Origin of the sequence: Nonomuraea sp. NPDC050404 (genome assembly GCF_040655495.1) — a bacterium.
GTDB lineage: Bacteria > Actinomycetota > Actinomycetes > Streptosporangiales > Streptosporangiaceae > Nonomuraea.
In genome coordinates this window covers 24,399-38,080 of the sequence record NZ_JBFAKB010000046.1, presented here as the reverse complement: position 1 = coordinate 38,080, position 13,682 = coordinate 24,399, and the positions used below count along the sequence as shown (strand labels likewise).

2 protein-coding genes are annotated in these 13,682 nt (G+C 74.3%); both read right to left on the bottom strand.

Annotated elements, in window-relative coordinates:
* Positions 1–15: 15 nt before the first annotated feature.
* Positions 16–11,985: an SDR family NAD(P)-dependent oxidoreductase gene (locus AB0I81_RS59945; RefSeq protein ID WP_360678633.1), complete on the bottom strand. Its 11,970-nt coding sequence runs from the start codon at positions 11,983–11,985 to the stop codon at positions 16–18.
* Between the two features lie 115 nt (positions 11,986–12,100).
* Positions 12,101–13,654 carry an AMP-binding protein gene (locus tag AB0I81_RS59940; RefSeq protein ID WP_360678631.1) on the bottom strand — a complete coding sequence of 518 codons (1,554 nt, stop codon included), beginning with the start codon at positions 13,652–13,654 and terminating at the stop codon, positions 12,101–12,103.
* Positions 13,655–13,682: the final 28 nt, after the last annotated feature.

The following is a 13,682-nucleotide window of genomic DNA, read 5'->3' as shown; positions in this document are numbered from 1 at the left end:
AGTCATCTCCCCCGTTCAAGACGTCCCGTCCGGGCCGCCCAGCTCACTGTCCAGCACCGCGAAAAGCTCTTCGTCGGTCGCCGCGGCGTAGTCCCGCACCTCATCGCGCGGAGCTCCGTTGCCGTCGGCACGGCGGTGCGCCTCCCGCCACCTGCGGGCCAGCGCCTCCAGCCGGGCCGCCACCGCCTCCACGTCGGCCTGTCCGGGCGGAGCCTCGGCGAGCGGCTCGGCCATCGTGGCTTCCAGTCGTTCGAGTTCGTCGAGTACGGCGCGCGCCGGGTCGGCGTGCTCCGGGTCGAGTTCCTCAAGGAGGTACTCGACCAGTGCCTCCGGGTTGGGATGGTCGAAGACCAGCGTCGCCGGGAGGCGCAGCCCGGCGTCGGCGGCCAGCCGGTTCCGCAGCTCCACCGCGGTCAGCGAGTCGAAGCCCAGCTCGGCGAAGGCCCGCTCGGCCGCGATCGCGTCCACGCCGACGTGCCCGAGCACCGCGGCCACGTGCGAGCGGACCAGGTCGAGGAGGATGCGGCGCTGTTCCGCCGGGAGCAGCCCCGTCAGCCTTTCCGTCAGCGACTCCTCCGCCACGGGCGTGTCCGCCGCGGCCCGTCGCCGCGCCGGCGCGGCCACCAGGCCACGCAGCACCGGCGGCACCGGCTGGCCGGACAGCGCGTCCGCGTCCACGTCCGCGGCGAGCACCACGGGGGCGTCGCCGGAGACGGCGGCGGCGAAGCGGCGCAGTCCGGTCTCGGTGTCGAGCTCGCGCAGCCCGGACGCGGTGATCCGCGCCGAGTCGCCCGTGCCCACGTGGGCCGTCATCGCGCTGCGTTCCGCCCACAGCCCCCAGGCCAGCGAGTGCCCCGGCAGGCCGAGGTGGCGCCGATGCTGGACGAGCGCGTCCAGGAAGGCGTTGCCCGCGGCGTAGTTGCCCTGACCCGGCGAGCCGAGCAGCCCGGCGGCCGAGGAGAACATGACGAACAGGGCGAGGTCGCGCCCTCTCGTCAGGTCGTGGAGGTGCCAGGCGCTGTCCGCCTTGGGACGCAGCACCGCGGCGAGCCGGTCCGGGGTGAGCGAGGCGATCGTGGCGTCGTCGAGGACGCCGGCCGCGTGTACCACCCCGGTCAGCGGATGTGCCGCCGGGATGTCGTCGAGCAGTGCGGCGAGTGCGTCCCGGTCGGCCACGTCGCACGCCTCGACCCGGGTCGAGGCGCCCAGCCCGGCCAGCTCGTCGCGGAGCTCGGCGGCGCCGGGCGCGTCGGCGCCGCGCCGGGTGACCAGCAGCAGGTGCCGCACGCCGGCCTGGGTCACCAGGTGGCGGGCGACGTGCCCGGCGAGTACGCCGGTGCCTCCGGTGATCAGGACGGTGCCGTCCGGGTCGAGCTCCCGTGGCACGGTCAGCGCGAGCTTGCCGACGTGGCGTGCCTGCTGGAGGTGCCGGAAGGCGTCCCTGGAGCGCCGGGCGTCCCAGGTGGTGACGGGGGCCGAGCGCAGCACGCCGTCCTCGTACAGCCGCACCACTTCGGCGAGGACCTCCTGAACGCGTTCCGGGGTGCCCTCCGGGTGCTGGGTACGCGACTGGGCCACCATGTCGTAGGCCCGGTAGACGACCCCCGGATGGGCGCCGGCCACCTCGTCGGCCTGCCGGATGTCGGTCTTGCCCATCTCCAGGAAGTGGCCGCCGCGAGGCAACAACTCCAGTGAGGCGTCGACGAACTCCCTGGCCAGCGAGTTGAGCACCACGTCCATCCCCGCGCCGCCGGTGGCGGTCAGGAACTTCTCCCGGAAGTCGAGGTCTCTGGAGGAGGCCAGGTGGTCCTCGTCCAGTCCGAGCGCGCGCAGTACGGGCCACTTGGCGGGCGAGGCGGTCGCGTAGACCTCCGCGCCCAGGTGCCGGGCGAGCTGGATGGCGGCGATGCCGACTCCACCCGCGCCCGCGTGCACCAGCACCCGATCCCCGGGACTCACGCCGGCCAGGTCGACCAGGCCGTAGTAGGCGGTGAGGTTGACGATCGGCAACACCGCGGCCGCGGCGAACGACCAGTCGTCCCTGATCGGGACGAGCAGCCGCCGGTCGCTGATCGCCACGGTGCCGGCGCCGCCGTCGACCAGACCGGTCACCCGATCGCCCGGCCGCAGGTCGGTGACGGCGGAGCCGACTTCGAGCACCACGCCCGCGGCCTCGCCGATCAGGCCGTCGTCCTCCTCCGTGATCATGTCGAGGGCGACCACCAGGTCGTGGAAGTTGATTCCGGCGACGCGGGGCGCCAGCCGTACCTCGGTGGGTGCCAGCGGGCGGGTCGCCTCCGGCGCGGGCAGCAGCGCGAGGTTCGACAGCGTGCCCTTGCCGGTGGTGGCCAGCCGCCACGGCCCGGCCGGGAGGGCGAGCGCGTCGGCGTCCCGCACCAGCCGTGGGACGTGAACCGTGCCGGCGCGCAGGGCCAGCTCCGGTTCGCCGGCTTCGATCGCCGCCCGGACCGCCGCCCATGGCAGGTCTTGCCCGTCGGTGTCGAGCAGGACGAACCGGTCGGGGTGTTCCGCCTGCGCGGCACGCACCAGGCCGGTGGCCGCCGCGTGTGCGGGGTCGGCGTCCTCGCCCGGGAGGACCGTCGCCGCGTGCCGTACCACCACGGCCAGCCGGTCGCCGTCCGGCCGGTCGCCGGACAGCCACTCGTGCAGCGCGGCCAGGGTGGCCCGGGTGGCCGCGTGAGCCGCGGCGGCCGGGTCCTCGTCGGCGTCGCGGGGCACCTGGAACAGTTCGAGGCCCGGGATCGCGGCCTCGGCGGGCTCCTGCCCGTTCGGGGCGGTGAGGTGTGCCGTCGTCGCGTCGGCCGCGCCGTTGGCGTGCGGATGCGGGTCGGTCGCCGAGGCCACCGACAACAGCGAGGCCGCTGAGGCCACCGACGGCAGCGAGTCCACCGAGGGCAGCGGGGTCGCCGAGGCCACCGGGGGCAGTGCCGTCCAGGTGAGGCGGGGTGGCGCGACGGTCGTCGCCGCCGCGTGAGCCAGCTCCCCGTCGCTCACCGCACGCACCACCACGGCGTCCACCGAGGCCATCGGGGCCCCGCCGGAGTCGGCCAGTTCGATGACGAAGCGGTCCGTCGTGCCCGGGGCCGAACCGTTCTGGGCCGGCTCGCCGGCGCCGAGCAGACGTACCCGTGCGGCGGTTGCGCCTGTGCTGCGCAGCCGTACGCCGCGCCAGGTGAACGGCAGCCGGGGCGCGCCGGAGGTGTCGTCGTCGAGCAGTCCGGCGGAGTGCAGCGCGGCGTCCAGCAGCGCCGGGTGGATCCCGAACCGGTCCGCGTCGCCGGCGACCGCATCGGGCAGGGCGACCTCGGCGAAGATCTCCTCGCCGCGGCGCCAGGCACGGCGCAGCCCCTGGAACGCGGGCCCGTAGCCGTACCCGCCGGCGGCCATGGTCTCGTACAGGTCATCGACGTCCACCTGCCGCGCGTCCGCCGGCGGCCAGGCCGGCTGCGGGGCGGGCGGCTCCGCGTCGGCGGCCGTCGCCAGTGTGCCGGTGGCGTGCCGGGTCCAGGCGGGGGTCGCCGCGGCGTCGCCCGTGTCCGAGGACGCCGGCGCGGCGTACACGGAGATCGGGCGGTGGCCGTCATCGGCGGCGCCGACCACCAGGCGTACCCGGGTGGCGCCGTCGTCGGGCAGCACCAGCGGGCGTTCCAGGATCAGTTCCTCCAGCGTGTCGCAGCCGGCCCTGTCGGCGGCGTGCAACGCCATCTCCACCAGCGCGGCGCCGGGCACCACGATCCGGTCGGCCACCCGGTGGTCGGCGAGCCACGGCTGACCCGCGATGGACAACCGGCCGGAGAAGACCAGCCCGTTGCCGTCCGGGTCGTCCAGCACCGCGGCGAGCAGCGGATGGTCGGCGGAGTCCAGGCCCGCGGCGCTCAGCCCGGCCGGGCTGCCCGACGTGGCCGGCTTCCAGTACTTGTCGTGCTGGAAGGGATAGGTGGGCAGTTCCACGCGCCGCCGCGCGCCCGGCAGGACCTTCGGCCAGTCCACCGGCACTCCGCGCAGCCAAGCCTCGGCCAGCGCGGTGGTGAACCTGCCGCCCTCGTCACGGCGCAGCGTGCCCAGTGCGGCCACGTCCACGCCGTCCGCGGCGGCGGTCTCCTCGATCGCGGGAGTGAGCATCGGATGCGGGCTCATCTCCAGGAAGAGCCGGCGGCCCCGGGCCAGCAGTGCCCGGGTGGTCTCCGCGAACCGCACGGTCCGCCGCAGGTTCGTGTACCAGTACTCGGCGTCGAGCCCTGCGGTGTCCAGTTCGGCCGCGTCCACCGTGGAGTAGAAGGGCACCTTGGCGGTCTGCGGGCGCAGCCCCGCCAGTTCGTGCAGCAGCGGTTCGCGCAGCACTTCCACCTGCGCGCCGTGGGAGGCGTAGTCCACGGCCAGCCGCTTGACGCGGGTGCCTTCCGCCCGCAGCCGGGCCTCCAGCTCGTCCAGTGCCGTGCCGTCGCCGGCCAGCGCCACCGAGCCGGGCCCGTTCACCACGGCCACCGACACGGCGTCGCCGTACTTGGCGAGTATCTCGGTCATCTGCTCGGCGGGCAGCGCCACCGACATCATGCCGCCGTTGCGGCCGGACAGGCGTTCGGCGACCGCGCGGGCGCGCTTCACCACCACCAGCGCCCCGTCGGCCAGTGAGAGCGCCCCGGCCACACAGGCTGCGGCGATCTCTCCCTGCGAGTGGCCGACCACGGCGGCCGGCTCGACACCGGCCGCGCGCCAGGTCTCCGCCAGCGCCACCATGACCGCCCAGAGCACCGGCTGGACCACGTCCACCCGGTCGAGCATCCGGGCGTCGCCCAGCGCCTCGCGCACCCGCCAGTCCACCAGCGCCTCGATCTCCGTGGCGCAGCGCTCCAGGGCCGCGGCGAACGCGGGCGAGGTGTCCAGCAGCTCGACCGCCATGCCCGGCCACTGGCCGCCCTGTCCGGGGAAGACGAACACGGGCTGGTCGGCGCCGTCGTGCACGAGGCCCCGGACCAGCTCCGCGGCCTGCTCGCCGGCGGCCAGCGCGCGCAGCCCGGCCACCGCGGCCTCCCGGGTCTCGCCCAGTACGGCCGCGCGCCGCGACAGGCCGGCCCTTCGGGTCAGCCCGACGGCCACGTCCAGCACGTCGGCGTCGGCGTGCTCGGTCATGAGCCCGGCCAGCCGGTCGGCCTGTGCCCGCAGCGCCGCCTCGCTCTTGGCCGACACCAGCATCGGAAGCGCGACGGTGTCCGCCGACGGCTCAACTGTGCCGGCGTCGATGGCCGACGGCTCCTCGGCGGGGGGTTCTTCCAGGATGACGTGGGCGTTGGTGCCCGAGATGCCGAACGACGACACTGCCGCCCGGCGCGGCCGGTCCGCGTCCTGGGGCCAGGGCTGGTGTTCGGTCAGCAACTCGACCGAACCGTAGGACCAGTCCACCTTGGTCGATGGCGCGTCCACGTGCAGCATCCTGGGCAGCGTCTCGTGCCGCATCGCCATGATCATCTTGATGATGCCGGCCACTCCGGCCGCCGCCTGGGTGTGGCCGATGTTCGACTTCACCGAGCCCAGCCACAGCGGGGATGGGCGGTCCTGGCCATAGGTGGCCAGCAGCGCCTGTGCCTCGATCGGGTCGCCCAGCGCGGTGCCGGTGCCGTGGCCTTCGACCACGTCCACCTGCGCGGAACCGAGTCCTGCCGAAGCCAGCGCCGCCTCGATCACCCGCTCCTGGGAGGGGCCGTTGGGTGCGGTCAGGCCGTTGGAGGCGCCGTCCTGGTTCACCGCGCTGCCGCGCAGCACCGCCAGGACCTGGTGTCCGCGGCGGCGGGCGTCCGACAGTCGCTCGACCACCAGCACGCCCACGCCCTCGCCCCAGCCGACCCCGTCGGCCGCATCGGCGTACGCCTTGCATCGGCCGTCGGCCGCCAGGCCCCGCTGGCGCGAGAACTCCACGAACGACTCGGGGGTGGCCATCACCGTCACGCCGCCCGCCAGCGCCAGGTCGCACTCGCCGCGCCGCAGCGCGTCCGCGGCCAGGTGCAGCGCCACCAGCGAGGACGAGCAGGCGGTGTCCACGGAGATCGCGGGACCACGCAGGCCAAGGGTGTAGGAGACGCGCCCGGAGACCGTGGCGCCGCCTGCGCCGGCGGGCACGTAGTCGTGGTACATGACCCCGGCGAACACGCCGGCGCTGGTCTCGTACAACGACGTCGGGTCGATCCCGGCCCGCTCCAGCGCGTTCCAGCTCACCTCCAGGAACTGCCGTTCCTGCGGGTCCATCTCCGCCGCCTCGCGCGGGCTGATCCCGAAGAAGTCCGGGTCGAAGTCGGCGGCGCCGTACAGGAAGGCGGCCTCCCTCGTGTACGAGGTCCCCTCGTGCCCGGGATCCGGGTGGAACAGCGAGCCGAGGTCCCAGCCGCGGTCGGTGGGGAATTCGCCCACCGCGTCCCCGCCCTCGGTCAACAGCCGCCAGAGGTCTTCGGGCGACTCCACGCCGCCCGGGTACCGGCAGGCGAGGCCCACGATCACGATGGGGTCGGTCGTGGTGGCAGTCTCCGTACGGGCCACCTGCGCCTGCGCCGGCTTGCCTCCGGACCGGTCCGCCAGGAAGGCCGCCAGCGCGGTCACCGTCGGGTGGTCGAAGACCAGCGTCGCCGGCAGCGCCACGCCGACCCGCCGGCCCAGCCTGTTCCGCAGCTCCACGCCGGACAGGGAGTCGAAGCCCAGCTCCTGGAAGGCCCGGTCCACCGGCACCGACTCGGCCGCGCCGTACCCCAGCACGCCGGCGGTCTCCGCGCGGACCACGCCCAGCAGCAGCTCGCGCCGCTCCGCCGGGGCCAGCCGGTCCAGCTGCTCGGCGAGCGAACCGGGCCCGGCCGCGGCGGCACGGGCCGGACGGCGGCCGGCCAGCGCGCGCAACACCGCGGGTGGCTCCGTGTCCCGGCCGCGCAGCGCGGCGAGGTCCAGCCGGCAGGCCACCGGCGCGGAGTGTCCCGCGGTCAGTGCCGCGTCGAACAGGGTCAGCCCCTCCGCGGCGGTGAGCGGTCGCATCCCGGAGGCGGCCAGGCGGGCGGTCTGACGACCGTCCAGCCGGCCGGCCATGCCGAGTTCCGCCTCCCACGCCCCCCAGGCCATCGAGATCGCCGGGAGCCCGGCGGCGGAACGCCGTACGGCGAGCGCGTCCAGCGCGGCGTTGGCCGCCGCGTAGTTGCCCTGCCCGGCGGAGTCCATCAGCCCGGTCGTAGAGGAGAACAACACGAACGCCCGCAGGTCGTGCTCGCGGGTCAGCTCGTGCAGGTGCCACGCGCCGTCCACCTTGGGCCGCAGCACCCGTGCCACGCGCTCGTCGTCGAGCGCCGGGATGGTGCCGTCGGCCAGTACGCCGGCCGCGTGCACCACTGCGGTGAGGGGACTCCGCGACGGAACCTCGGCCAGGAGCGCGGCGACCGCGGCGCGGTCGGCCACGTCGCAGGCGGCCACCTTCACCTCGGCGCCCAGCCCGGTCAGCTCGTCGCGCAGCTCGGCCGCGCCGGGCGCGTCGAGGCCGCGGCGGCTGGTCAGCACCAGGTGCCGTACGCCGTGCTCGGTGACCAGGTGCCTGGCCAGCAGGGCGCCCAGACCGCCGGTTCCGCCGGTGATCAGGGTGGTGCCCTCGGCCGGCCAGGCCGTACCGGCTTCGCCGTCCTGTGCCACACCGTCGGCGGGGCGGCGGGCGTCCTGCGCCGCTCCGCCGACGGAATTCCCGGCGTCGAGACGGGTCAGCCTGGGCACCAGGAACCGGCCGGCGCGAACGGCCGTCTCCGGCTCTCCGGCGCGCAGCGCGGCTGCGGCGGCCTCGTCGATCACGGCGCGGTCCGGGTCCGGCCCGGGGTCCAGATCGACCAGGATGATCCGTCCCTGGCTCTCTTCCCTGGCGGCCCTGGCCAGTCCCCAGATCGCCGCCTGCGCCACATCCGGCGCCGTGCCGTCGGTCGAGATCGCGCCCTTGGTCGCGATCACCAGTGTGTCCTCGGCGGAGGGCTCGGCGGCCAGCCAGCGCCGCACGCGCTCCAGCGTCGCCGCCACACCGCGTTGTACCAGCTCCGGCAGGGACGCGGGCGCGACCGCCGCAGTCTCCGCAGATTCATCCAAGACGGCCACGTACACCTCGGCCGCCGCGATGGCGTCCCGCGCGGCCGGATCCTGCGCCGCGCCGTTGTCCTGCGCGGCCAGCGGACGCCACTCCACCCCGTAGAGCGGGCGCGTCGCCGCACCGCCGGCCGGGAGGTCGGCGGCGAGCGGGCGGGATTCCAGCGAGGTCACGGTGGCCAGCGGGCTGCCCGTCGCGTCGGCCAGATCCAGCCGTACGGCGCCCGCCCCGGCGGTGTCGTCCGGGCGCAGCCGTACCCGTGCCGCGGCGGCGCCGGTGGCGTGCAGCTCGACCCCGCGCCAGGCGAACGGAACCACCGGCCGCCCTTGCTCGTCCTCCGACGGCTTCGCGTCCAGCTCGGGCACCAGGCCCACGCGCAGCGCGGCGTCCAGCAGGGCGGGGTGCGCGCCGTATCCGCCGGCTTCCAGCCCTTCCGGCAGCGCCACCTCGGCGTAGAACTCGTCGCCGTGCCGCCAGGCGGCGCGCAACGCGCGGAACGCCGGGCCGTACTCGTAGCCGCGCTCGGCCAGCCGGTCGTCGAACCCGTCGACGTCCACGGGCCGCGCGTCCTGCGGCGGCCACTCGGTGAGGCCGGCGCCGTCGGCCGTGGCGGGCGCCAGGGTGCCCTGGGCGTGCCGGATCCAGCCTTCACCGGTCGTCGAGTGGATCTCCACGGTACGGCGGCCCTGATCGTCCGACGCCCCCACGGCGATCTGCACGGCTACGCCGTCCGCCTCCGACGTGGGGATGACCAGCGGGGTCTCCAGGACGAGGTCGTCCAGCCGGCCGCAGTCCACCTCGTCGCCCGCCCGGATCGCCAGCTCCACGAAGCCGGTCCCGGGGAAGATCACGGTGCCGTTCATCGTGTGGTCGGCGAGCCAGGGCTGGGTACGCGGGGACAGTTGCCCGGTGAGGGTGACGGAGCCGTCCGGGTGGGTCACGGCGGCGGCGAGCAGCGGGTGCTCGACCGGCGCCTGTCCGACCGCCGACACGTCCCCGGACCGGTGCGCCTCCAGCCAGAACCGGCGCCGCTGGAACGGGTAGGTGGGCAGGGTGATGGGACGGGGCGGGGTCTCGCGGTCGGCGAACCAGGCGGCCCAGTCCACGGCCACGCCACCGGCCCAGGCCGCGCCGAGTGCCGCGCCGAAGCCGGCCGTCTCGTCGCGGTCGCGGCGCAGCAGCGGCACCACCGGGTCCGCGTGCCCGCCGTCGGCGAGAATTTCCTCGATCATGGGGGTGAGCTGGGCGTCGGGGCCGACCTCCAGGAAGCGGGTGACCCCGCGTCGCCGCATGGCCTGTACGCCGTCCGCGAACCGGACGGGCTGCCGTACGTGCTCGACCCAGTAGCCGGGCTGGGTGATCTCCTCACCGGCCAGGTCACCCGAGACGTTTGACACCAGCGGCAGCTCCGGCCGGTGCAGCGTCAGTCCCGCTACGACCTGTCCGAACTCGGCCAGCATCGGCTCCATCAACGGCGAGTGGAAGGCATGCGACACCCGCAGTTGCCGGGTCCGGTGCCCCTCCTTCCGCGCCCACTCCACGACCTCGGCGACCTGGTCGGCCGCGCCGGAGACCACCACAGAACCGGGCGCGTTCACCGCCGCCACCGAGATCTGGCCAAGCGCGGCCAGCACCGGCGCGATCTCGTCTTCGCCGCAGCCGATCGCGGCCATCGCGCCACCAGCCGGCAGCGCCTGCATCAACCGGCCACGGGCGGCCACCAACCGGCACGCGTCGCCCAGTTCCAGCACCCCGGCCACATGCGCCGCGGCGATCTCACCGATCGAGTGACCGGCCACATAGTCGGGCCGGACCCCGAACGATTCCAGCAGCCGGAACAGCGCCGTCTCCACCGCGAAGAGCCCGGCCTGCGTGAACACCGTCTGGTTCAGGGCGGCGGCCGTCTCGTCGTTCTGGGACGCGGGCTCCAGCACCTCACGCAGTCCGAGCCCCGAAGGCCCGCCGGTGACGCCGGCCAACTCGGCCGTCAGGAGTTCGGCCGCCTCGTCGAAGGCACGGGCGAACACGCCGAAGCGCGCGTACAGGCCGCGGCCCATGCCGAGCCGTTGCGCGCCCTGACCGGAGAACACCAGGCCCAGCCGTCCGGTCCTGGCCTCCTCGACGGTTACGCCCGGCGGCAACTCGCCCGCGGCCAGGCCGCGCAGCGCGGCGAGCAGGCCGTCACGGTCGCCGGCCACCAGCGCGGCCCGGTGTGCCAGCGCGGCCCGCCCGGTCAGCGCCCACGCCACGTCCGCCGGCTCGGCGTCGGCGCCGCGCCCGGTGAGGAAGCCGGCCAGCCGGTCGGCCTGCGCGCGCAGCGCCGCCTCGGACTTGGCCGACACCACCACCGGCACCAGCGGGGACGCCGAGGACGACGCCGCGGGAGGCGCGGCCGTGTGGTCAGGGGCTGAGGACTCTGCCGGGGCGGCCTCACCGTCAGGGGTCGAGGACTCTGCCGGGACGGTCTCGTCCGGCGCTTCCTCAAGGATGACGTGCGCGTTGGTGCCGCTGACCCCGAACGCGGAGACACCGGCGCGGCGCGGATGGCCGTTCTGTGTCCATGGCCGGGCTTCGGTCAGCAGTTCCACCGAGCCGACGGACCAGTCCACCTCATCGCTCGGCGCATCCACGTGCAGCGTCTTCGGAAGCGTATTGTGCTGCATCGCCAGCACCATCTTGATGACACCGGCGGCACCGGACGCCGCCTGGGCGTGACCGATGTTCGACTTCACCGACCCCAGCCACAGCGGCCGGTCGCGGTCCTGCCCATAGGTGGACAGCAGCGCCTGCGCCTCGATCGGGTCGCCCAGCGCGGTCCCGGATCCGTGCCCCTCCACGACGTCGACGTCGGAGCGCGACAGACCCGCCGCGGCCAGCGCGGCGCCGATCACCCGCTCCTGGGAAGGACCGTTCGGCGCGGTCAGGCCGCTGCTGGCGCCGTCCTGGTTCACGGCGGAGCCGCGGATCACGGCGAGCACGGGGTGCCCGTTCCGCTGGGCGTCGGAGAGCCGCTCCAGCAGCAGCAGGCCGACCCCCTCACCCCAGCCGACCCCGTCCGCCGCCGCGGCGAACGACTTGCAGCGGCCGTCGGGAGAGAGCACGCCCTGCCGGCCGGAGTCGACGAACAGCTCGGTGGTGGACAACACGGTGGCGCCGCCGGCCAGTGCCAGCTCGCACTCGCCGCCGCGCAGCGCCTGCGCCGCCAGGTGCAACGCCACCAGCGACGACGAGCAGGCGGTGTCCACGGTGACCGCGGGTCCCTCGAAGCCGTACAGGTAGGAGATCCGCCCGGAGGCCACGCTGCGGTGGCTGCCGTGCGCGATGAATCCCTGCACGCCACGGGGTATCCGGTCGCTACGGGAGCCGTAGTCGCCGTACATGACTCCGACGAACACTCCGGTACGGCTGCCGCGCAACGCCGTCGGGTCGATCCCGGCGCGTTCCACCGCCTCCCAGGTCGTCTCCAGGAGGAGCCGCTGCTGCGGGTCCATGGCGGTGGCCTCGTTGGGGCCGATGCCGAAGAACTCCGGCTCGAAGTCGGCCACGTCGCGGAGGAAGCCGCCCTCGCGGGTATAGGTCTTGCCTGGCTTGCCGCGCTCCGGGTCGTAGATCGAGTCGATGTCCCAGCCGCGGTCGGCGGGCATGGGCGTGACCGTGTCCACCTCGTCGGTGAGCAACCGCCACAGGTCCTCGGGTGCGGTCACCCCGCCCGGGTACCGGCAGGCCATGCCGACGATCGCGATCGGCGCCCCGCCGTCCGGGCCGACGCCCAGCTCGCGCAGGCGGTCCTCGGCAGCGCGCAATCGCCGCCGAGAATCCCGCAGATCCGCCGTCGCCCTTTTCAGGTAATTGACAAGTTTCTCTTCGTTGTCCATTACCAACCTAGGTTTATCAGGAGCGTTGAGCTCACCGGGCTTGATGGTTCTCACCCTTTCGGTGCCGCAACCAAACTACGAAACGTTCGGAGTCCGACTAACCCCTAAGTGCCCCCTAAGACCAATTGTTGTCGGCGCCTAGGAGTTCGCCTGCGCGCTCGGTGAGCGCCTTTCTGTCCACCTTGCGGTTGGCGTTGAGCGGAAGTTCTTCGAGGTGGAGATATCGCTTGGGCACCATGCCGTGCGGCAGTGTGCGGCGCAGCCGGTTGGCCAGCTCGACCGGCGGGCGCACCTCGCCCGTGTAGAACACCACGAGCTCCGTGCCGACCGCGCCCTCGACCCCTACCACGGCCGCCTCGGCCACCCCGTCGCCGGAGGCCAGCAGCGCGTGCTCGATCTCCGCCAGCTCCACCCGCCAGCCCTGCACCTGTACCTGGGCGTCCCGCCTGCCCAGGTAGCACAGCTCGTCGTCGGGCAGGCGCCGCACCCGGTCGCCGGTGCGGTACCAGGTGTGCCCCGCGTGCTCCAGGAAGCGGCCCGCGCCGTCCTGCGGATCCAGGTACCCGGGGGTGAGCTGCGGTCCTGTGACGCACAACTCCCCCTCTTCCTCCTCGGTCACCTGGCCGTCCTCGGTGACGAGCAGGACCTGGTGACCGGGGTGCACCGCGCCGATCGGCACGACGCCGTTGGCCGCGAGCTTCGTGGAGCCCTCCGGCGACCAGCGATGGCCCGTGATCGTCACGGTCAGCTCGGTCGGCCCGTACAGGTTCTCCACCTCCGAGTACGGCGCCGCCCGGGTCCAGTCCTCGACGTCCTGGCAGCGCAGCGCCTCTCCGGCGAAGAAGCTCCACCGCAGGCCAGGCAGCGTGTCGGGCTGCAGCGCGCCGAGCCGGCGGGCCAGGCTGATGCCGCTGGGCGTGGAGAACCAGACGGTCACCCGGTGCCGCGCCAGGAAGGCGGGCAGGTCGGCGTGGCCGCGCGGCGGCACCGGCACCGCCGGGGCCCCGGCGCCCCAGGCGCAGAACAGGTCGAAGATCCCGCAGTCGAAGGTCAGGTCGAAGGTCTGCGAGAAGGCGTCGTCGGGGCTGAAGTCGTAGCGTTCGTCCAGCACGCCGAAGTAGTGGTGCAGGTTGCCATGGGTGAGCCGCACACCCTTGGGCCGGCCGGTCGAGCCGGAGGTGAACAGGATGTAGGCGGGCGACTCGGGCGGCACCGCGACGGGTTCGGCCGGCGCGTACGAGGCCGCCACCGGGATCCCCCCTTCGCCGCCGCCCTCGGGCAGCAACACGGCCCCGAGGTAGCCGCGTTCCCGCAGCTCAGGCAGCAGGCGGGCGCCGCGCGCGTCGGCGATCACGGAGGTGACGCCGGCCGCCGCGACCATCCGCGCCGTCCTGTCTGCCGGGAAGTCGACGTGCAGCGGCACCACCGTCGCCCCGGTGTACAGCGCCGCGAGCACCCCGGCGTAGCCCGTGGTCCCCTTCTCCGCGAGCACCCCTATCGGGCCCGTGACGCCGCTGTGGAGCAGCGACCCCGCCCAGACGAGGGCGAGTTCGTGCAACTCCTCGAAGGTGACGGTGCGGTCGCCGAGGCGCAGCGCCGCACCGCGTGGCGCGGCGGCCAGTCCGCCCAGAAAACGCCCGTGGAGGTTCCGGTGAATATCTTCGCCCATTTTCTTTCCCCCAGCGCGAGTTATTGAG